Genomic DNA, 19492 nt, shown 5'->3' with positions numbered 1-19492 from the left:
CCGGAGCCGGACCCGGGACCGTCGGGGGGAAGCCGTTCCCGCATCCACTTCCCCCCGGCGACGTCAGGCGGTGTCGCCCAGGGCCCGGTCCACCAGGTGGGGGGCGGCGCCGGTGTAGCCGGACGGGTCGCAGAGCTCCCGCAGCCGGTCCGCCGTGAAGTGGCCCGACAGTTCCGGGGTTCCGGCCAGCACCTCGGCCAGCGGGGTGCCGGTGCGCTGGGCCGTCGTGGAGGCCTCCGTCAGCAGCCGCTTGGCCGGCACCTTGCCCAGCCGGGGGGCGAGCACGGCGGCGATGCGCTCGGACACCACCTGGCTGCCGGTCAGGGCCAGGTTGTGCGCCATCCGGTCGGGGTCGACCCGCAGCCCCTCGGCGAGCTCGGCCGCGGTGTGGGCGGCGCCGCCCGCCAGCCGCAGGCACTCGCGCAGCAGGAGCCACTCCGCATGCCACACGCCGCCGGAACGTTCGTCCTCCGAGACCAGCGACTGCGTCAGCGCCCCCGCCAGGGCCGGGACCTGCAACGCCGCGCTGCGGACCAGCGTGGCGAGGACCGGGTTGCGCTTGTGCGGCATCGCCGAGGAGGCGCCGCGGCCGGCGGCCGCCGGCTCGGCGACCTCGCGGGTCTCCGTACGGGTCAGCGTCTGCACGTCGACGGCGATCTTCCCGAGCGCGCCCGCGGTGAAGGCCAGCGCCGCGGCGAGGTCGGCCAGGGGGGTGCGCAGCGCGTGCCAGGGCAGCACCGGTACGGCCAGCCCGGTCTCCGCGGCGAAGGCCTCGGCGAGGCGGTCCGCGTAGTCCGCGGGGTCCAGGCCGTCGCCGCCGTCGAGGGCCGCGTACTCCAGGTAGCCCGCGAGCGTGCCCGCGGCGCCGCCGAGCGAGACGGGCAGTCCCCCGTCCAGCACCCGGGCCAGCCTCCGGTCCGCGTCCAGGACCAGTGCCCGCCAGCCCGCGGCCCGCAGGCCGAAGGTGGTCGGGACCGCGTGCAGGGCGAGGGTGCGACCGGCGGCGGGGGTGTCGCGGTGTCGGGCGGCGAGGACCGCGAGGGCGGCCGCGGTCCTCGCCAGGTCCGCGCGGACGAGGGGGATCGTCCGCGCGGCCACCAGCATGGCGCCGGTGTCGAACACGTCCTGGCTGGTGGAGCCGCGGTGCACGTACTCCGCCGCGGCCTCGTCGCGCTCGGCCACCACCCGGGTCAGCGCCTGGACCAGGCCGACCACCGGGTTGGCGGTCTCCCGTGAGGCGAGGGCCAGGGCCCGCGCGTCGAACAGCTCCGCGCGGGCGCACTCGGTGATGACGGCCGCCGCTCCGCCGGGCAGGGTGCCGAGCCGCGCCTGGGCCCGGGCCAGGCCCGCCTCGGCGTCGAGCATGGCCTGCAGCCAGGCCTCGTCGCCGGTGGCCCGCTCGGCTGGGACGCCGGCCCGCACCGGGCTGAGCAGCCCGGTGTCGTGCGCGGCGGACGTCACACGATCACGCCCTGCAGCTCCGCGTCGTCGTCGACCCGCCGGACACCGGCGGGGACCTTGGCCGGAGCGGGCAGCGCGAGCACCGCCCGGGCGATGGCGTCGGAGTCGCCGAGCGTCACCGAGTCCACGCCGGGACGGATGCCGGCCGCGGTGACCCAGTGCACCGACTCGGTGGGCACGCCGTACGCGAACCGGCGCGGGTGCGCCTGGCCGCGGCCGTCGATGAGACGGTACGGCCGCTCGGTGACGGCCAGGCCGCCGGTCTCGTACGCGGCGCCCCGCGCGGCGGCGATCCGGTACGGGGCGGCCTGGTCGGTGTTGAGCAGGTGCTGGAGCAGCGGGTCGGCGGTGCGCCGCAGGTCGGGCTCGGGCAGCCGGGCCTCGATCAGGACGGTGGAGTGCACCGGCTCGCCGGCGACCTGGGAGGACTCGGCGACGTAGCGCGGGGTGACCGGGTCGATGCGGACCTGGGTGCCGGGACCGGTGATGGTCAGGACGCCGGCCTCGATCAGGGCGATCATCTCCTCGATGCGCGAGGCGGGCGGGCCGATGGAGAGGAAGGCGTTGAGCGGGGTGTACCAGCCTTCGAGGTCGTCGCGGTGCGAGTCGCCGTCGAGGCCGCCGTGGTCCACGGCGAGGCGGATCTCGTTGCGCAGGTCGCGCAGCACGTCGAGGGCGGCCTTGAGGGGGCCGTTGACGTTGCCGGCCCGGGAGGCGGCCACGTCGGCGGCGAGGTAGCCGAGCAGCCAGCGGTGGAAGTCCTCGCGGTCGGTGAACTTCCGGTCGCCGTAGGGGCGGGACAGCCGGTCCCAGCTCCAGTGGTCGGCGGCGTCGATGCCGTACTCCGCGAGCAGTCGCGCGGGGTCGGCGCCGGCGGGCAGGGCGAGGTAGCGGTCGGTGAAGGCGTCGCGGACGTCGCCGCGGCCGCGGGAGGCCAGCAGGGCGCCGTAGTAGACGCTCTCCACCTCGCGGGAGATCAGCGGCCACAGGTCCTCGCTGAAGTTCACCGGCGCGCCGCCCTCGTCGGCGCGGGCGCGCAGCTTCGCGATGTGGTCGGGGGTGAGCAGCTTGGGGAAGTAGCGGCCGTGCGCGCCCTTCTCGTTCTCGCCGCGGGCGTGGTAGGGGATGCCGCGCCGGGAGAAGGCGTACAGCTTCGGCTCTTCGCCGGAGGGCCGGTAGACGAGCTTCTCGCCCTCGCGGACGAAGGCTCCGCCGCGACCGGAGGTGAACAGGGCCATGTGGTCGAAGAAGTTGAGGCCGAGGCCGCGCAGGAGGACGTTCTGGCCGGGCTCGACGCCGCTGAGGTCGGCGTCGGCGGGGTTGCCGGGGGTGACGTACGTCAGGTGGTGGATGCGGGCGAGGGCGGCGGTGCGCTCCTCCCGGGCGGAGAGGCGGGTGGGGACGTGGCCGAGGGCGAGGACGACGCCGTCGAGTTCGTTGAGGCGGGTGCCGTCCTCCAGCCGCAGGCCCTGCGGGCCGCCGGGGACGCCGTGCACGTCGGACATGGCCACGGCGCGGGAGCGGTGCACCTTGACGGTGACGTGCCCGGGGGCCCGCTCGACGAGCCGGCGGAAGCAGTCGCGCAGGTACTCGCCGTAGAAGGCGCGGGTGGGGTAGGTGTTGGGGCCGAGGCGGGCGGCTTCGGCGAGGGTGGCCTCGCAGAAGTCGGCAGCGTGGGGGGCGTCGGTGGCGCCGGCGGGGGCGCCGGCGGATCCGGCCTGCTTGGTCAGGGACTGTGCCCAGTCGTAGAGGCTGGGTCCGTCCTCGATGGGGCCGTCGATGCGGGAGGTCTCGTCGGTGTAGACGGTGATCTGGGAGGCGACCGTGTTCATCAGCAGGTGGCGGGACTGCTCGGTGCGCCACACGGCGCCGGCGCCGGGCGCCGACGGGTCCACGACGTGGACGAGCACGCTCTCGTGCTGCGGGTCGTGCCGCTCGTTCGCCAGCAGCCGTTCGAGGACGGACAGTCCACGGGGGCCGGCGCCCACGATGCACAGTTCGACATGACTCACGCTCATGAGGGGTGCTCCATTCGGGCTTCGGGTGCGAGGGCCTGGAGGCGATCGGCCTTCGGAAAGCATGTGGAGCGCCCCGAAACGAGGTCAAAGGTGCGGCTTGCGGTAAGTCAGGTGCCCGCGCGGACCGGCGCGCTATCCGTCAGGTCCGGAGGTCTGGGCATGCCGCCGCCGCATCGCGGGCCGCGGGCCCGGTCGCCCTGCCCGGGCCCTTGCCGGCGGCACCGGGCACGCTCCGGAGCCCCCGCGGGGGGCACTTCGAGCCCGAACGGCGATTGAGCGGGCCCGGCCGGAGCTCCGCCCGACCCTCACGGGGCTCCGCCCCGCACCCCGCGCCTCGAACGCCGGCGGGGCTGCATTCCCCGGCCGCCGTTCAGGCGGGGCAGCGCGCCCCGGGGCGCGCTTCGAGGCCGGTCAGCGGAGTGCCAGCAGCGCACTGACACCGGCGTGGTCGGAGGGCCAGAGTCCTGAGGGGGTCCGGTCGGCCGGGCTCTCGCCCACCCGGTGGACGGCGAGGGCCTTGATCTTGCCGCGGTACAGCACGTAGTCGATGCGCTGGCTCAGGGTGGAGGTGGTGTTGCGCAGGTCGGCCGCCTGGCAGCAGGTGAAGCCGGGGCCGCGGGGGTGGGTGGCGGTCCAGGCGTCGGTGAAGCCGGCGGCCACCAGCCGGGCGTGGCTCTGCGTGGCGGTTCCCGGGGTCGCGCCGACTCCGCCGGCGGCGGAGTTGAGGTCGCCGAGGAGCACGGTCGGGAGCGTGGTGTTCAGCGGGCCGGCGAGGAGTTCGGCGGTCTGCGCCTCCTGGACGGCGGGGGCGACGGGTTCGAGGTGGGTGGTGACCACGCGGGTCGTGCGGCCGTGCAGGGTGGCGTCGGCGGAGACCCAGCCGCGCCGCAGCTCGAGCGGCGGGCCGGGCGGGCAGCCGAGCGCCGGGCGGCAGACCGACAGCGAGGCCTGGAAGCGGGCGGCCTGCGCGTTGGCGACGGAGAACTGGTGTGCCGGCAGGTCCGTTCGGGCCAGGAGTACGTCGCGGTCGGTGAGCCGGATGTCCTGGAGGCCGGTGGGCGTGGCGCGGGGCGCCTCGAAGTCGCTGCCGACGGTGACGCTGGCCACCGCCGCGTAGTGCATGCCGCGGGCGGCGAGTTCGTCGAGGAGGATCTGCAGGAAGTCGTATTCGACGTGGGTGGCGCTGCCCGGGCCGGCGGGGGTCTGGCTGCGCCACAGCACGGCTTCCTGGACGCCCACCAGGTGGGGGTCGTTCTCGGCGATCTCGTCGGCGAGGGCCTCGGCGCGCTCGGGGAAGTCGGTCGCCCGGACGTTCGCGAAGACCGCCGTCACGGCGGCGACGAGCGCCTGGGGGCTGGTCGCGGCGAGGACGGGCGTCAGGTCGGCGCCCAGGTACAGGTTGCGGGTCATGACCCGGAGCGGGGTCCGCCCGCCGTCGGGGCCCACGGAGGCGGTGCCGGCCGGGGCGGCGGCAGCGAGCAGGGTGAGCGCGCACAGCGCGGAGGCGAACCAGCGACGGGTCATGGGCTGCCCTTTCGGCGGAGCGGTCGGACGCGGGCGTCCACGTCCGCGCCGAACCTACGACGGCCGGCCCGCGCCGGCGATCCGCGCTGGGCCGGGCGGCCGAAGCGCCGCGCCGGCGGCCCCGGCGGCGGGGCGGGCCGCTGCCGGGACGCGGTCCGGTCTCCTAGACGGCCGCCACGTCCCCGGCGGGTCGGCCCGGGTCGGCCGGGGCGGCGGGATCGGTCGGGGCGGCGGGGTCGGCCGGGGCCGCCGCCGGGGTGGTGAGGTGGGCGGCGGCCTCGGCGGCGGTGTAGGAGGAGACGAAGGTGAAGGCGCGCGGGGAGGGGCCGTTCGCCCTGAGGTCGGCGAGCCGGTCGAGGGCCTCGGCGACGGTGGGGCGGTGACCGGCGGGGACCCACCACAGCACCAGGTGCGCTTCGACGTGCCGCTGGAAGAACTCGCGGCGCCGTCGCATCACGTCCAGGTGTCCGCTGCGGTAGGTGAAGTCCCACAGCGCTTCCAGGCTTTCCCACACCGACATGTTGACGATGGCGTCCGGCCCGGCGGGGCGGAGGCCGGTGGCGTCGTCCGCCCCGTCCTCCATGAGCCGCCAGACGAAGCCGGGGGTGTCGTCGGCGAGGGCGTTGACCGGGGCCAGCAGCTCGACGAAGGGCGCGAGGCGGGCGTCGTCCAGGGGGTGGAGCAGGGTGCCGATGTTGAACTGGGCGAGGTGGGCGGCGGCGTGCGTCGATCCTGTCATGGCCCCATCCCAGCACGCCCCCATTTCTATGTCAACGGTCATCGTTTTTAGAAGCTTCGACCACCACGCAGCACTCCCCCGGGCGGGCGTCCATCCGGGCCCGGACCGGACCTCCCGCGCCGAGCAGCCCCTCCAGCAGCGCGAGGTTCATGCCGCAGACGAGCGGAGGGAAACGTTCGGCCACCGCGTGGAAGGGGCAGTTGCGCATGCGGACCGAGGGCACCGCCTCCCCCGCCGCGCCCTCGGGGCCCGCCTCCAGGTGGGGTTCGTAGCCGCGGGCGGCCAGTACCTCCATGGCCTCGGCGAGGCCGCCGCACGGCTCCGCCGAGCCGCGCAGGGCCTCGCCCCGGCGGCGCGCGGCCGCGCACAGCCCGGCGTCCAGCCCGGCCTGCTCCGCCGCCTCGGCCAGCAGTTCGGCGGCGGTGCGGTAGTCGCGGGCCGGCAGCGACACCGAACGCTCGGCCCGGGCCCGCGTGTACACCTTGGCCGGGCGCCCCGCCCCCGGCCCCGACCGGCCCGTCAGGCGGCGGCTGCCGCTCTCCAGCAGCCCGGCCTCGGTCAGCTTGTCCAGGTGGTGCGCGGCGAGGGTGCGCGCCACGCCGGCCGCCTCGGCGGCCTCGTTCCGGCCGACCTCGCGGCCCTGGGCCGCCACGTACTCGTACAGGCGGCGGCGCACCGGATCCTGCAGCACCGCGATCGCGTCGATGTCCTTCATCCACCCATTCTAGGAACAACGCGGATTGGCAATAGAGGCGTGGAAACCCGGGTGCGGCCGGTGACCGCCCTGGGGTAGGAAGGCGGGAACGCGGCGGCCGGCGCCGCACCCGGGGGGAGAGATGGACCGGAACCTGCTGAACGTCGTCGACGTCGAGGCCACCTGCTGGGCGGGCACGCCCCCGCCGGGCGCCGTCAGCGAGATCATCGAGATCGGGCTGACGGTCGTGGACCTCGACCGGAGGGAGCGGGTGGGCCGGCACCGCGTCCTGGTGCGCCCCGACCGGTCGTCGGTGAGTGCCTTCTGCACCGAACTGACGGGCCTCACCCAGGCCGAGGTGGACACCGGCGTGGGCTTCGCGGAGGCGTGCCGGATCCTGGCGGCCGAACACGCGGCCGGGGCCCGCCCCTGGGCGAGCTGGGGCGACTACGACCGGCTGCAGTTCACCCGCCAGTGCCGGGCGAGCCGCACGGCCTACCCCTTCGGGCGGTACCACACCAACGCGAAGGCCGTGTTCACGGAGGCGCTGGGCCTGCGCAAGCGCCCCGGCATGTCCCGGGCCCTGTCGGTCGCGGGCCTGCCCCTGGAGGGCCGCCACCACCGCGGCGAGGACGACGCCTGGAACATCGCCGCCCTGGTCCTCCACCTCGCCGCGCGCGACGCCTGGCCGGCCCCGCGGGCGGTCTGACCCGGCACGCTGCCGCGGGCCGACCGCTCCCCGGCCGCCACGCCGAGCCGCCTCCGGCCGTTGAAGGGGCGAGAGGCCGCGGAAGTGGAAGAGAAAGAGGGTCGTCCGTGTCGGAGAGCAAGGCCGATGTCGTCGGGATCGCCGGAGGCGACCTGCGCCTCCTGCGGAGAATGCTCGGCGGTGCCGGCGAGGACGCCTGGGAGCGGCTCCTCGAATGGTTGGTCGACGACTGGTTCCGGCTGGACGTGCTGGGCCTGGAGAACATCCCGGCCGAGGGCCCCGCGGTGCTCGTCGCCAACCACTCCGGCGCCTGGGGGCTGGACGCGTTCGTGCTCCAGAAGGTGCTGTCCCGGTCGCTGCGGCGCCGCATGCACATCCTCGCCGCGCCGTTCCTGTTCCGCCTGCCCCTGCTGGGCCCGTACGCCGCGAAGAAGGGCGCCGTCCCGAGCGACCTGCGGGCGGGCATGGCGCGGCTGGCCGACGGCGAACTCCTCGTCGTGTTCCCCGAGGGGGTCTCCGGCCTGGAGAAGCCGTTCCGCGACCGCTACCGGCTCCAGCCGTTCAACCCCGGCTTCGCCGTGGCCGCCGTGCACGCGGGGGCGCCGGTCGTGCCGGTCTCCGTCATCGGGGCGGAGGAGTCCGTCCCGAAGGTCGGCGAACTCCCGGCGCTGGCGAGGTTCCTGGACCTGCCGAGCTTCCCGCTCACCTCCCCGTTCCCGCTGCCGGCGAAGTGGCTGATCACCATCGGTGAGCCGATCGACCCGCCCGAGCGGCCGCGCGCGGCCGGCGCCCGCGCGGCAGCGGCCCGCCGGCTCTGCGCCGAGGTGCAGGTCGCCGTGCAGGACATGGTCGACCGCGAACGGCAGCGGCGGGACACGCTGGTGTGACGGCGGCCGTGGCCCGCAGCGACGGCGGCGCGGCCGGCCCGCACGGGCCGGCGCGCTGGCCGCGGCGTACGGAGCGGCCGCCCGGGCGGCGGGCCGCGGCGTACGGGGTCAGCCGCCCAGGCGGCGGGCGGCGGCGCGGACGTCGGCGGCGGCGCGGGCGCACCGCTCGGCGTGTCCGAGCAGTTCGGTCCGGAAGCGTTCGCCGGTCTCGTCGCCGTTCCAGCCGGTGTCGGCGGCGCAGGCGGCGAGGAGCCGCGCGTGCTCGTCGAGCCGCTCGGCTCCGGCCCGGGCGAGCGCCGCGTACGCGGCCGGGGAACCTCCGCGGGCGGACGGCGGGGCGGCACCGGCCGCCCCCACGCCGATCAGCAGGGTCTGCGGGTCCAGGGTGTGCGGCATGCGGTCGGGTGTGAGCGCCGGGGAGAGCAGCACCGGCGGGGCCGTCTCCTCGAAGTACCGGACGATCGCCTCGGCCACCCGGACGGCGAATCCGGTCGCCGTGCACGCCGTCGGTGACCCGCACAGGGGTGAGGGCCGGTAGGTACCGGCGGCCGACTCGTCGTCCCAGGTGACCGGGTGGTCCCCGGCGGACGGTGCGCCCGCGGTGTCCTGCAGCCAGGCGGGGGCGGCCAGGATCTCGGTGCCGGCGTCGATCGCGAGCTCCTGCCAGACGAACGGGGACCGGACCGGGTACACGGCGGCGGCCACGGGCGGGAAGTGGTCGAGGGCGGTGGCCACGGCGCCGGCGGGGCCGCCCGCCGCGCCCGGGAAGCCGACGGCGGTGAGCGCGAGGGCCTGGAGGGCGGTGGTGGTGGCCGCTTCGGAGACCACGGCCAGGGTGTGCGCGACCGCCGGCCCGCTCTCGCACCGGCCGGCCACGGAGTCGGGGTCCGGGTCGGCGAGGTACGGGGCCAGCCTGCGGGTGACGGCCGCCGCGCGGCCGTCGTGGGAGCCGCCGCCGGCCGTCGCGGCGGCCCGTGCCAGGAGCTCGCTGAGGAGGGTGTCCTCCGCCGCGGCCGCGCCGGCCACGACGCGGCGGGCGGCGCGCAGCAGCCCCGGCCGCCAGACCTCCCAGGGGACGGCCCCGTCGTCGCGGCGGGCGCGGGCCACCCGGTCCAGCTCCTCGGCCAGTGGCCCCGCGAGCGCGGCGGCGGCCGGGGCCGCGTGCGGCGGGAGCGCGGTGTGCGAGTGGAGGCCGTGGCGGTGCCCGGCGGCGTCGAGGCGGACGGCGGGATCCAGGGCGTGCGACTCCTGGCCGTGGGCGAGGAGTGCGGCGGTGTCGGACCGGGTCAGCGGAACGAGGAACGAGCCGAAGGGGGTGCTCAGCCGGACGGGGCGCCCGGAGCGGGTGCGGCGCAGGTGGGCGAGCACGCTCCGGGCGGCGCCCTCGCGGGTGAGGGTGTCCAGGCCCAGGGCGCGGGCGGGGGCGTCCGCCCAGGGCAGGCGGTGGGCGAGCATGGCCGCGCTGAACACGGCGTTCTCCAGGGGCCAGGCGGTGGCGGGGGTGGTCATCGGCGGATCGGTCTCTCCGGGGGTCGGTCGCTGGTCGGGCCGGGGCCGGGGGGCGCTCGGCGGGCTGCTCACCTGTCGCGCAGCATGTACGGCTGGTTGTGCGTGATCTCGCCGTCGTAGCGCCGGATCAGGTCGTTGACCCGGTCGCGGTAGTGGGCCAGTTCTCCGCGCAGGCTGTCCGAGTAGGCCTGCGGGGCGTGCGAGAGCGGGTAGTCGTACGACTCGTCGAGCCAGGCGAGCTCCACCCAGCTGTCGGGGATGTCGTTGGGCGAGGCCGGGCCGCGGCCGTCCAGCATCGGGATCACGTCGTGCTTGTTGACCAGGCTGATGACCTGGGTGGTGTGGTCGGCGGGCCGCTTGTTGTCGATCGGGGAACCGAGGGTGACGACGTGGGTGACGCGGAACTCGCCGGCCAGGTCCGGGTCGGAGGCGAGGTTCATCGCCGTCAGGCCGCCGAGGCTGTGGCCGACCAGCATCAGCTCGGAGCCGGCGGGCACACCGGCCCGGGTGAGCAGTTTGCGGGCCGCCCGGGTGTACGTGGTGTCGGTGCGCAGGCATCCGTCGAAGGCGCCCACGAGGTCCTGCGGGGTGCTGTTGCTGACGAGGCCGAAGCTGGTACCGGGGAGCAGCAGGACGTGCCGATGTCGTTGATGTAGCTGACGATGTCGTTGCGGGAGGTGCCGAGGACCTTGGCGAGGATCGGGTCGGGTTCGGCGCGTTCGGCGCGGCCGGGGCCCGGGTTGAGGCGGCCCAGCAGGGAGCTGGGGAGGCCGAAGAAGGGGTCCGTGCCGGGGACTCCCCCGGCCAGCGTGACCCAGGCGAAGCTGTCGTTGCCCGGGTATTCGTCCAGGAGGGCGGTCAGCGCCAGGAGTTCCATGATCACCGGGCTGATGGTGGTGAGGGCGCGGGTGACGCCGAGCCGTTCGACCAGGGCGTGCAGGGCGCGGACGGCCTCGATCCGGTCCCCCTTCACGAGGGCGTAGGTGAGGCGGCGCGCGTGCGGGGAGTCGAGGTTGGGGTGGGTGACCGTGGCCGCCTCGATGCGCAGGGCGAAGGCCTGTACCGCCATGGTGATCGCTGCGGGTCTGCGGCGGGTCACGTTGCCCGCGGCACGGGCGAGTTCGCCGATGACACCGCCGTTGGCCCCGAAGCCGAGGCCGTCCGGGCTGGTGAGGGCGCGGGTGCAGGCGAACGCCGCGCCGACGGCCCAGGTGGGACGGCGCAGGGCCTGGAGGCCGAACCGGCCGGTGGTGACGGCGGTGGTGAGGTCGGCGCCGGCCCGCTTGGCGGTGAGGGCGGCGTCGGCGAGCAACACGGACGCGCGGATGAGGAGTTCGGGGTCGGGGCGGGGCCGGGTACCGGCGGGCGGGTGGGGGGCGGGGGCAGCGGCGGGGGCGGGGGCCGGCACAGGCGCGGGGGCCGGGGCGGTGGCCTGTCCGTCCGGCACCTCCGGTACGGCCGAGCCATCCGGTACCTCTGGTGCGTCCGGTGCAGGCGGTACGTCCGCGCTGCCGGGACCGCCTTGGCCCCTTTGACCGCCTGGGCCGCCCGGGCCGCCCGGGCCGCCCGGGCTGCCGTCCTCGGGGTCCTTCCGCTGCCCGTTGAGGAGCTGCCGGGGGGACTGCTCTCCGGTCACCTGGGGCGTCACGTGCCATCCTCTCTACGCACGGCAGGCTGTTCGCGACGCATGGTGGCACCGAACGAGCACCTCCCCGGCGCGCTCCGGCGCCCCCGGCCGGACGGGTACCACCCCCCGCACCCCCCGCGCCCGGCAGTCCCTGGCTTCCGGCTGCCGGTGCCACGTGCCGCGGCTCCACCCCGTCGGGGTATTGACTCGGCGTACGCGTGTTGACGCCGGGAGGCGGCCGTACGGGACGCGCCGTCAGCGGGTGAAGGTGCCCTGGCCCTGCTGGTCCAGCCATTCGATGCGGACGGTGTCGCCGCGGAAGGTCACCGGGGTCCGGCCGACCGCGTTCTCCCCGAAGCTCTCCACGCTGAACGTGTCCCCGTCCCAGTGCGTGAGCGGGAGGTTCCGCGGGCGGTCCGGCGGGCCCAGGGTGAGGACCAGGCCGCCGCCGGGGGCCGCCGTCACCCGGGCCGGGCCGTACCAGTCGTTGCGGTAGGTGCCGGTGTACTCCGAGTCGGCGCGGGCGGGAGCGGGGTCGGCGGGCGGCTTCGCCCAGTCGATCGAGGACTTGCCCCCGTCCAGCGTGGCCGCGTAGACGGCCGCGATGACGGACAGCCAGTCGGCGGTGGCCCGTCCGTGCTGGGCGTCGTCCATGAAGTTCAGGGCGATGGCGTCCGCCTGGCCGACGGGGGCGGCGTTGGTGAGGACGACGATCCCCAGCCGCTCCAGCGGCAGCATCGTGACGTTGGTGTTGGCGCCCAGCTCGAAGCCGCCGGAGTGGCTCAGGCGGAGCCGGCCGGCGTCGTCGTAGGAGACGTTCCAGCCGAGGCCGTAGAAGCCGGTCCGGCCGTCGGGGGTGGCCGGCGGGGCGGAGACGATCTCCGGGAGGTGGGTGCGGGCCAGGGTGTCGGCGGCGACGACGCGCTTGCCGTCGAGGGTGCCGCCGGCCAGCTGGAGGCGCATCCAGCGCGCCATGTCGGTGGCGTTGGAGCTCACGCCGCCGGCCGGGGCCTGGGCGTCCGGGTTGCGGGCGTCGGTGGGCACCCAGCGGCCCGCGGCGTCCTTGGCGTGGGCCACGGCCCGGTCGGGGCGGCCCATGTACGCGTCGTAGGTGGTGGCGGTGGAGGTCATCCCGGCCGGCCCGAACAGCCGCTCCTGGGAGAGCTCCGCCCAGCTCGTCCCCTCGCGCCGGGCGACGGCCTCCGCGGCGGCGGTGAGCCCGAAGTTGGTGTACGCGTACGAGGCCCGGAACGGGGTCAGCGGGGCCAGCCGCAGGTGGTCGAGGATGTACCGCTGGTCCCAGCCGAGGTCCTCCAGCAGGTCGCCGGTGTGGTCGGGCAGCCCGCTGCGGTGGGAGAACAGGTCGGCGAGGGTGACGTGATCCGTCACCCAGGGGTCCTTGAGGGCGAAGCCCGGCAGACGGGCCGGGGAGTCCCAGCCGGCCGGGTCGTCCAGCACCGTCGAGACCACCGTGGAGGAGACGGGCTTCGAGACGGAGGCGAGCCGGAAGACGGTGCCGGCGTTGACGGCGGCGTCCTTGCCGGCCTCCCGCACCCCGTATCCCTTGATCCGCACGACCTCGTCCTCGTGGACCACGGCCACCGCCACCCCGGGCACACCGGTCTTCCGCATGACCTCCGCGACGTAGGCGTCCAGCCGGCCCACGGCCCGGTCCACGTCGGCCCGGGTGAGCACCGGCTTCGGCGCGGGCGGCTCGGCGGGCGCCGAGGCGGAGGGGGCCGGCGTCGGCGTGGGAGCCGGGGCCGGGCCGCTCCCCGGAGGCCCCGCGAGCCCGTACCCGGCCGGCCCGCCGAGGACGAGCACCAGCCCGGCGACCACTCCCCCCACGACACCCACCCCGCGCATCGTGTGCATGCCTCTCATTCTGCGCCGCACCCCCACGGGCCGCGCGGGGGCGGCCCGCGGCGTCCGTCCGCGGGATGATGGGGGCATGCGTATCCGGCCCGTGCTCGTCTACGACGATGCGGCTTCTGCACGACGTCCGTGTCCTTCGCCGAACGGCGCGTGCGTCCCCGCTGCGACGTCGTGCCGTGGCAGTTCGCCGACCTCGACGCGCTCGGCGTCACTCCCGAGCGGGCCGGGCGCGAGGTGCTGTGGGTGACGCCGTCGGGGTCGGTGCTCGGAGGCGCCCGCGCCGTCTCGGCGGCGCTGCGGAGCGCGGGCGGGGCATGGCCGCTGCTGGGGACGGTGCTCGCGCTGCCCGGCGTGCGGTGGGCCGCCCAGGGCGGCTACCGGCTGGTGGCGGCCAACCGCCACCGCCTGCCGGGCGGCACGGCGGCCTGCGCGGTACCGCCCGACCGCGCGTGAGCCGGAGCGGGGCGGGAGCGGGGCGGGAGCGGGGCGCCGGCCGGGCCGGGCCCGGCCCGGCCGTCGGTACGGGGCCTGGGAGTCCTCGGCGTCCCGTCCCGGTCGAACAGGGGCCGATGGTTTCCGGGCAGGCGAACGCGAGGTGTGCCGGCAGCGGTCCGCCCGGCGCCCACTGGTTCGCGCCATGTTCGCGGGGCTCGCGGGGCCGGGGACGGCGGGGCGAACGGCTCGAACAGGGCGAAGGGGGCGGGCGGGCGGGGTCGTCGCCGGGGGTGAGGCGGCGGGCCGGGCAGTGGGTGGCCCGGCCGGCGGGCCGCCGACCGGGGCTTCGGCCGCGCGGGGCGGTCGCGGGGCGGTCGCGGGGCGCAGTGGAGGGTGAAGTTCCGCGGTACGGCGGCGGGTTGGCCGGATGCGTGTGGTGCGCACCCGTGCGCCCCCGGCCGGCCCGTTCTCCCGGCTGGATCCGGGGCAGAGAGCGTAGCCGTCGTGCCCGATCACCCGAAGGGGAACCGTGACCAGGATCCTGGTGCTCCACAGCGTCAATCTGCTGGGGTCGGCTCTGACCGCGCTGCTCAGGGCGGAAGGCGCCTTCGAGGTCGCCCACGCGGCCTGGCCCGGGGCCGAGCAGGAGGCCGAGTCGTTACGGCCCGACGTGTGCGTGGTCGACGCCGACTGTCCCGGTGCCGCCGCCGTGCTCGACCGGGACCGCCCGGCCCGTACCGGAGTCCTCGGCCGGGGCGCCGCGCTGCTGGTCCTGGCCACCCCCGACCGGCCCGGCTCGCTGCGCCGGGCGTTCCAGGCGCAGGCGCACGGTTACGTCGACAAGGACGGCCCGGCGGGCCGGCTCGTACAGGCCGTGCACAAGGTCGCGGGCGGGGGACGGTCCGTCGACGCCTCGCTGGCGTCCGCGCTGCTGGAGAACCACGCCGAGCCGCTGAGCCGGCGGGAGCGGAGCGTGCTCGCCAGAGCCGCCGACGGTGATTCCGTCGCCGAGATCGCGCACGCCCTGCACCTGGCGCGGGGCACGGTCCGCAACTACATCGCGTCCGCGAGCCGGAAGGTCGGCGCCCGCAACCGGGTGGATGCCATCCGGATCTGCCGGCAGGCCGGCTGGGTCTGAACCGCCGGGGGGGCCGCGGTTCCTCACCCGTCGTCCTCGGTCGCCTCCCACACGCCCGCCAGTTCGCGGTAGGCGGGTGAGCGCCGCCGCAGCTCCTCGTGCGTCCCGCACACCGCCCGCGTGCCGTCGAGCAGCAGCACGCGGTCGGCCCGTGCCGCCGAGGAGACGCGGTGGGCGACCACGACCAGGGTGCCGGGGCGGGCGGCGAGGGCGAGCTCCGCGCGTTCCTCGGCGCGGGGGTCGAGGTGGCAGGTCGCCTCGTCGAGCAGGAGCAGCGGGGCGGGCGTGACGTAGGCGGCCGCCAGGGCGAGTTGCTGCCGCTCGCCCTGGGACAGCCGCTCGGGGTCCACCGGCGCGTCGAGGCCGCCCAGGCGGTCCACGAGCTCGGCGAGGCCGAGCGCCTCCACGGCCTGCCGGAGCCGGGCGTCGGCGGCCGGGCCCGCCCTCAGGTGGTCGAGGTTCTCCCGTACGGTGCCGGTGAACACGTACGCCTGCTGCGGGAGCAGGGTACGGCGCGGGTCGGGCCCCGCCGGGACCCCGGCCGGCCGCGCGGGCCTGCCGGCGACGAGGACCGTGCCCCGGTCGGGGACCACCTGCCCGGCCAGCAGGGCGGCGAGCGTGGACTTGCCGACCCCGCTGGGTCCGACCACGGCGAGGTGCTCACCGGCTTCGAGGACGAGGTCCAGCTCCCGCAGAACGGGCCGGGCGCAGGGCCCGTACGCGAACGTGACGCCGCGCAGCTCGGCGGCGGGCGCGACGGGCTCGGTGGGTGCGGCCGGCGCGGCAGGCGTCTCGGGTCCGGGCGGGCCGGGCAGGGCGGGCGACAGCGGCGTGGTGGGCCTTGCGGGGGCGGTGGGCGCGGTGGCCGGGGTGCGCGTCGGCTCAAGTGCGGCGGGTTCCGGGGCGGTCGCTACGGCGGACGCGGTGTCCGTGGCGGCTGCCGTCGGCTTCGGAGCTGGGCCGTGGGCGCCGGGCGGGGCGGGGGTGCCCGGAGCGGCGGGTGCCGTGGCCGGGGGCGGGTCGGGCTCGGATGCGCGAGGCCCGGGTGGGGCCGGTACGACGGGCGGTGGGGTCGGCTCGGGGGGTGGGGTGGGTTCGGGCGGTGGGGTCGGTTCGGGGGGTGGGGGGAAGCGTTCCAGGACGACCAGGAGGCGGGTGCCGGCCGTCCCGAGGGCCGACATCAGCGTGTGCAGCGCGGGCAGCAGTGACTGGAGCAGGTACGTCAGGGCCCCGGCGAGCGCCCCGGCGCTCACCCCGCGTTCGAGCAGCCACGGCGCGGCGACCAGCAGCGCCACGACGGGCATCCGGCCGGCCACCCCCAGCGCGAGGGTGCGCAGGGCCGCCCAGCGGGACAGCCGGATGCCCAGCCGCTCCGCCTCGGCGACCGGTCCGGCGGTCCGGGCCGTCATCCACGGGCCGGCGCCGCACGAGGTCAAGTCCCGGAGCCCGCCCGCAAGTTCGCCAGCGCGTGCCGACAGCGTCTCGTCGTTGTCGAGCCAGGCCCGCTGCACGGCGGCCATCGGGGCCAGGGTCGCCGCGAACAGCACCGCCCCGAGGAGGAGCGGCCCCAGGACGACCGCCAGGAGCACCGGAGCGAGCGCCGCCAGGCCCACCAGCGCGCCGAGCGCGGTGAACACGAAGGCGCGGGCGGTGAGCAGCAGTCCCGCGGCGGAGTCGCGGGCCAGTTCGGCCTGTTGGGTGACGCGGGACACCGCCGTGGTGTCCGCGGACCGTGCCGGGCGGGCCAGGGCCGCGTGCAGGGCGCCGTCCACGGCGCGGCGTACGAGGCCGTCCCGCAGCGGTTCGACGACTCCGGAGAGGCCGGTGAAGACCCCGCGCATCGCCGGCGCGCCGAGCAGGGCCGCCGCCGCGGCGGCGGCCAGCCATCCCGTGCCGGTCCACGGCGCTCCGGCGAGGAACCCGTCGTCGAGGGCCCGGGCGACCGCGTAGCCGCCGAGGAAGGTGTGCGCCGACTCGGCCAGCGACCAGCCGGCCAGCGCGGCGAGCGCGCGGCGGCGGCCGCGCAGGAAGCGGAGTCCCTCGGCGGCGGGGCGGGGGCGGGGGCCAGTTGCGTGCCGGGGGCGGGGGCGGGGGCCAGTTGCGTGCCGGGCCTTCATCGCGCCACCCCGCGCACCTCGGCCGGTCCGGCGGCCTCGCGCCCGGCGGTCCCCGAGTGCCGCGGGCCGGGGCGGGGGCCGGGCTCGTGGGCGGGGGCGGGGCCGGGTCCGGCTGCGAAGACCCCGCGGTAGTCCGGGTGTTGCCACAGCTCGCGGTGGTGGCCGACGGCCCGTACCCGGCCCTCCTCCAGCCAGACGACCACGTCGGCGCGGGCGGCCGTGGTGACGCGGTGGGCCACCGTGAGGCGGGTGCCGGGCCGCGCTCCGCCGGCCGGCGCGCGGTCGGCCAGGGCGCGGTCGACCTCGCGGGCGGTGACGGTGTCGAGGCTGGAGGTGGCGTCGTCCAGCACGAGCAGCCGACCCGTACGGCAGAACGCGCGGGCGAGGCCCAGGCGTTGGACCTCCCCGCCCGACAGCGGCGCGTCCGCGAGCGGAGTGTCGTAGCCGCGGGGCAGGGTGGTGACGAAGGCATCGGCGCGCGCGGCGCGGGCGGCCGCCCGTACGGCGTCGGAGTCGGGCGGCGGGGACTGCCCGAGGGTGAGGGCGTCGTCGACCGTGTCACCCAGCAGGACGGGCCGGGCGAAGGCGTAGCCGACCTCGCGGCGCAGTTCGGCCGGGTCGAGGGCCTCCAGCGGCACCCCGTCGAGCAGGACCCGGCCGTGGTCCGGCGCGGTGAGCCGGCCGGCGACGGCAGCCAGGGTGGACTTGCCGGAACCGGAGGCGCCGACGACGACCGCGTGGGTGCCGCCGGGCAGGTGCAGGGTGACGCCGTGCAGGACCGGTGCTCCGCCACGTACGACGGTGACGTCGTGCAGGTCCAGCGCGCCGGGGGCCGGGCCGCGGGGGGCCGGGGAGGGCAGCCGGGCGGTGCCCTGGCGGAGCTCGGGGAGGGTGAGGAGTTCGGCGGTGCGGCGGGCCGCCGTCCGGCCCCGTACCACCGCGGCGAGGGCGCCGGTGGCCGCGCCGAGGCCGGTGGCGAGGGCGGCGTACCGGGTCGCGGCGACCAGGTCGCCGACGTCCAGGGCGCCGGCGGCGAGCCGGAACCCGGCGACGGCGACGACCGCGTACAGCAGGACGGGCAGGAGGGCGCTGCTGCGGGCGACGGTGCCGCCGTAGGTGCGCCACATGAGGTGGCCCTCGGCGGAGAGTTCGGGCAGGGGCCGCAGGATCCGTGCGCGTTCGCGGTCCGCCGTCCCGGCGGCGGCGATGGTGCGCGCGCCGCCGAGCGCCTCGGCGAGCCGTCGTGCGATGTCCAGCTGGGCCCGTTGGTAGCGGGTGACGCCGGCCGCGGTGTCACGGGCGAAGGCGCGCAGCAGGGCCAGCAGCAGCGGGACGCCGGCCAGGAAGGCGAGGGCGGTCCACGGGTCGATCAGGCAGAGCGCGACGACCGCCCCGAGCGGGGGCAGCAGCGCGACCGCGCCCGCGGCGGCGGTGGCGGGGACGGTGCCCGCCTCGGCGGCGTGCGCGGTGAGGCGGGTGGCGAGATCGCCCGCGGGGAACCGCGCCGCGTGGTGCGGTGCGGCGGCCAGTACGCGCGCGAGGGCGCGGCGGCGCAGCCAGGCGGTGGAGCGGGCCCCGACCGTACCGGTGAGCCGGGCGGCGGCCGCGTCGAGGAAGAGGTCGGCGGTGATCAGTGCGGCGCACAGGGCGGTCCAGGCGGGGGCGGCGGGGCTGCCCGCCAGCAGGAGGTTCAGGGTGTGGCCGAGTACGGCGGGCTCGGCGAGCGCCGCCCCCGCGGACAGGGCGGCGCACCCGGCGACGGCCCCGGTCCGACCCGCACTGTGCCGTGCCGCCCCCACCAGGGCCCGGTCCGCCGCCCGTCCGCCCGCCTCTCGATCGTCCGGCCCGCCCGACCCACCGGGTCCGTTCGGCCCGTTCAGGTCCTCCGACCCCTCCGGCCCGCCCGGCCCCTCCGGCCCGCCCGGCCCGGCGGGCCCGCCCGGCCCACCCGGCCCATCCGACCCGTTCGGCCCCCGGTGACGGCCGTCCCCTCCACGGCCGCCACGGTCTGCCGCCCGCTCGTCCCGGCCGGGGCCGGCCCCGTCGCCGTCGCACTGGTCCAGGCCGCACTGGTCGCGGCCGTCCCGGCCGCACCCGCCCCCACCACGGCCGCCGCGGTCGCGGCCGTGCCGGTCTGCGGACCGACTTTCAGGGCCGGGGCCGGCCAAGTCGCGCTGGCCCGGGTCGTACTGGGCGCGGCCTCCCCCGCCCACGCCGCCTGCGTCCGCCGCTCGACCGGTCGAGTACCGCCCGGCCGCGTGGCCGCCGGACGGGCTGCCGGGGTCCTGGTCATGGCCGTCCTGGGCGGCGCCATCGGTACGGGCTCCCCGGTCGACCGTGCCACGGTCGAGGGCGGCCCGGTCGCGGACGACGGGGTCGTGGTCGTGCCGGCCGTGGCCGGCCCCGGGCAGGTCGCCCCGGGCGCCTGCGCCCCCTCCATCACCGCCGCCCCCCTCCGCTCCGGCCGGACTCGTCACGTGAGCCGGGCCTTCGGGGTCCGTGGCGGTCCCCAGGGGCGGTGGCGGGTCGGTGGTCATGGGTGGGTGGCCCCTTTCTGTGAACGCCGTGCGGGCCCGGCCGGCGCGGGGCCGGCCGGGCCCGAAGGGCCGCGACTAGTTACACGTGGTGATGCTCAGGCTGCTGTCGCCGCAGAGCAGCAGGCTGGCGCGGCTTCCGCCGCCGGTGTAGTCGGCCTCGGTGGTCTCTTCCTTCGGGATGTCCATCGACTGCAGGTCGAGAAGGGTCATGACGGTTCCTCT

The 19492-nt window shown here is 77.1% G+C and carries 15 protein-coding genes and 1 pseudogene; 4 read left to right on the top strand and 12 right to left on the bottom strand.

The genetic code is table 11. From position 1 onward, the window contains the following. Positions 1-63: 63 nt before the first annotated feature. The 5 genes from ACFY61_RS15545 to ACFY61_RS15525 all read right to left on the bottom strand — a co-directional run bounded on the left by ACFY61_RS15545 (position 64) and on the right by ACFY61_RS15525 (position 6457). Positions 64-1461, bottom strand: coding sequence for a lyase family protein (locus ACFY61_RS15545; protein ID WP_389471923.1), 1398 nt, complete (start codon positions 1459-1461; stop codon positions 64-66). Beyond that, on the bottom strand, positions 1458-3479 hold the full coding sequence (locus ACFY61_RS15540) for an FAD/NAD(P)-binding protein (protein ID WP_389471921.1): 2022 nt from the start codon (positions 3477-3479) through the stop codon (positions 1458-1460). The genes ACFY61_RS15545 and ACFY61_RS15540 overlap by 4 nt, the downstream gene beginning before the upstream one ends. A gap of 411 nt (positions 3480-3890) precedes the next feature. Then, the gene (locus tag ACFY61_RS15535) at positions 3891-5003 is read right to left on the bottom strand and encodes an endonuclease/exonuclease/phosphatase family protein (RefSeq protein WP_389471919.1); all 1113 of its coding nucleotides are present in this window, start codon (positions 5001-5003) and stop codon (positions 3891-3893) included. 163 nt (positions 5004-5166) lie between these two features. After that, complete coding sequence (locus tag ACFY61_RS15530; RefSeq protein ID WP_389471917.1) at positions 5167-5742, bottom strand: DUF3291 domain-containing protein; 576 nt, start codon at positions 5740-5742, stop codon at positions 5167-5169. Between the two features lie 31 nt (positions 5743-5773). Continuing rightward, positions 5774-6457: a helix-turn-helix transcriptional regulator gene (locus ACFY61_RS15525; protein ID WP_389471914.1), complete on the bottom strand. Its 684-nt coding sequence runs from the start codon at positions 6455-6457 to the stop codon at positions 5774-5776. 121 nt (positions 6458-6578) lie between these two features. Between ACFY61_RS15525 and ACFY61_RS15520 the strand changes: the two genes are divergently transcribed. After that, positions 6579-7145: an exonuclease domain-containing protein gene (locus ACFY61_RS15520; protein ID WP_389471913.1), complete on the top strand. Its 567-nt coding sequence runs from the start codon at positions 6579-6581 to the stop codon at positions 7143-7145. A 107-nt stretch (positions 7146-7252) separates the two neighbouring features. Then, positions 7253-8032 carry a lysophospholipid acyltransferase family protein gene (locus ACFY61_RS15515; protein ID WP_389471910.1) on the top strand — a complete coding sequence of 260 codons (780 nt, stop codon included), beginning with the start codon at positions 7253-7255 and terminating at the stop codon, positions 8030-8032. A 108-nt stretch (positions 8033-8140) separates the two neighbouring features. Here the strand turns inward: ACFY61_RS15515 and ACFY61_RS15510 are convergent, their stop codons facing one another. From ACFY61_RS15510 to ACFY61_RS15495, 4 genes are all read right to left on the bottom strand, one after another. Next, entirely contained in the window at positions 8141-9541 is a 1401-nt protein-coding gene (locus ACFY61_RS15510) for a hypothetical protein (protein WP_389471909.1), read from the bottom strand. A gap of 68 nt (positions 9542-9609) precedes the next feature. Next, complete coding sequence (locus ACFY61_RS15505) at positions 9610-10038, bottom strand: hypothetical protein (RefSeq protein WP_389471906.1); 429 nt, start codon at positions 10036-10038, stop codon at positions 9610-9612. Beyond that, positions 10017-10856, bottom strand: a complete 840-nt coding sequence (locus tag ACFY61_RS15500) for a hypothetical protein (RefSeq protein WP_389471904.1) — start codon at positions 10854-10856, stop codon at positions 10017-10019. Before ACFY61_RS15500 ends, ACFY61_RS15505 begins: the two co-directional genes overlap by 22 nt. A gap of 567 nt (positions 10857-11423) precedes the next feature. Then, positions 11424-13052 carry a serine hydrolase gene (locus tag ACFY61_RS15495; RefSeq protein WP_389471901.1) on the bottom strand — a complete coding sequence of 543 codons (1629 nt, stop codon included), beginning with the start codon at positions 13050-13052 and terminating at the stop codon, positions 11424-11426. 67 nt (positions 13053-13119) lie between these two features. Here ACFY61_RS15495 and ACFY61_RS15490 point away from each other — a divergent pair. Together ACFY61_RS15490 and ACFY61_RS15485 are read left to right on the top strand one after the other, a co-directional pair. Further along, a pseudogene (locus tag ACFY61_RS15490) lies at positions 13120-13496 on the top strand (thiol-disulfide oxidoreductase DCC family protein). Between the two features lie 511 nt (positions 13497-14007). Beyond that, complete coding sequence (locus ACFY61_RS15485) at positions 14008-14616, top strand: LuxR C-terminal-related transcriptional regulator (protein WP_389471899.1); 609 nt, start codon at positions 14008-14010, stop codon at positions 14614-14616. Positions 14617-14639: 23 nt separating this feature from the next. Here ACFY61_RS15485 and ACFY61_RS15480 read toward each other — a convergent pair whose 3' ends face one another. The 3 genes from ACFY61_RS15480 to ACFY61_RS15470 all read right to left on the bottom strand — a co-directional run bounded on the left by ACFY61_RS15480 (position 14640) and on the right by ACFY61_RS15470 (position 19480). Beyond that, the gene (locus ACFY61_RS15480; RefSeq protein WP_389471897.1) at positions 14640-16733 is read right to left on the bottom strand and encodes an ATP-binding cassette domain-containing protein; all 2094 of its coding nucleotides are present in this window, start codon (positions 16731-16733) and stop codon (positions 14640-14642) included. Then, positions 16730-18532 carry an ATP-binding cassette domain-containing protein gene (locus ACFY61_RS15475; protein WP_389471894.1) on the bottom strand — a complete coding sequence of 601 codons (1803 nt, stop codon included), beginning with the start codon at positions 18530-18532 and terminating at the stop codon, positions 16730-16732. Before ACFY61_RS15475 ends, ACFY61_RS15480 begins: the two co-directional genes overlap by 4 nt. Before the next feature lie 813 nt (positions 18533-19345). Continuing rightward, positions 19346-19480, bottom strand: coding sequence for a SapB/AmfS family lanthipeptide (locus tag ACFY61_RS15470; protein WP_389471892.1), 135 nt, complete (start codon positions 19478-19480; stop codon positions 19346-19348). Between the last annotated feature and the right edge of the window lie 12 nt (positions 19481-19492).

This window comes from Streptomyces sp. NPDC012888 (assembly GCF_042900645.1).
Classification (GTDB): domain Bacteria; phylum Actinomycetota; class Actinomycetes; order Streptomycetales; family Streptomycetaceae; genus Streptomyces.
The sequence above is the reverse complement of the archived record's forward strand: the minus strand, read 5'-3'. Positions and strand labels throughout refer to the sequence as shown.

What these genes read in the sequence shown, in the direction of transcription:
- ACFY61_RS15520 (WP_389471913.1), top strand. Translation starts at nt 6,579, where the DNA reads ATGGACCGGAACCTGCTGAACGTCGTCGACGTCGAGGCCACCTGCTGG.
- ACFY61_RS15525 (WP_389471914.1), bottom strand. Translation starts at nt 6,457, where the DNA reads ATGAAGGACATCGACGCGATCGCGGTGCTGCAGGATCCGGTGCGCCGC.
- ACFY61_RS15495 (WP_389471901.1), bottom strand. Translation starts at nt 13,052, where the DNA reads ATGAGAGGCATGCACACGATGCGCGGGGTGGGTGTCGTGGGGGGAGTG.
- ACFY61_RS15540 (WP_389471921.1), bottom strand. Translation starts at nt 3,479, where the DNA reads ATGAGCGTGAGTCATGTCGAACTGTGCATCGTGGGCGCCGGCCCCCGT.
- ACFY61_RS15535 (WP_389471919.1), bottom strand. Translation starts at nt 5,003, where the DNA reads ATGACCCGTCGCTGGTTCGCCTCCGCGCTGTGCGCGCTCACCCTGCTC.
- ACFY61_RS15530 (WP_389471917.1), bottom strand. Translation starts at nt 5,742, where the DNA reads ATGACAGGATCGACGCACGCCGCCGCCCACCTCGCCCAGTTCAACATC.
- ACFY61_RS15470 (WP_389471892.1), bottom strand. Translation starts at nt 19,480, where the DNA reads ATGACCCTTCTCGACCTGCAGTCGATGGACATCCCGAAGGAAGAGACC.
- ACFY61_RS15510 (WP_389471909.1), bottom strand. Translation starts at nt 9,541, where the DNA reads ATGACCACCCCCGCCACCGCCTGGCCCCTGGAGAACGCCGTGTTCAGC.
- ACFY61_RS15480 (WP_389471897.1), bottom strand. Translation starts at nt 16,733, where the DNA reads ATGAAGGCCCGGCACGCAACTGGCCCCCGCCCCCGCCCCCGGCACGCA.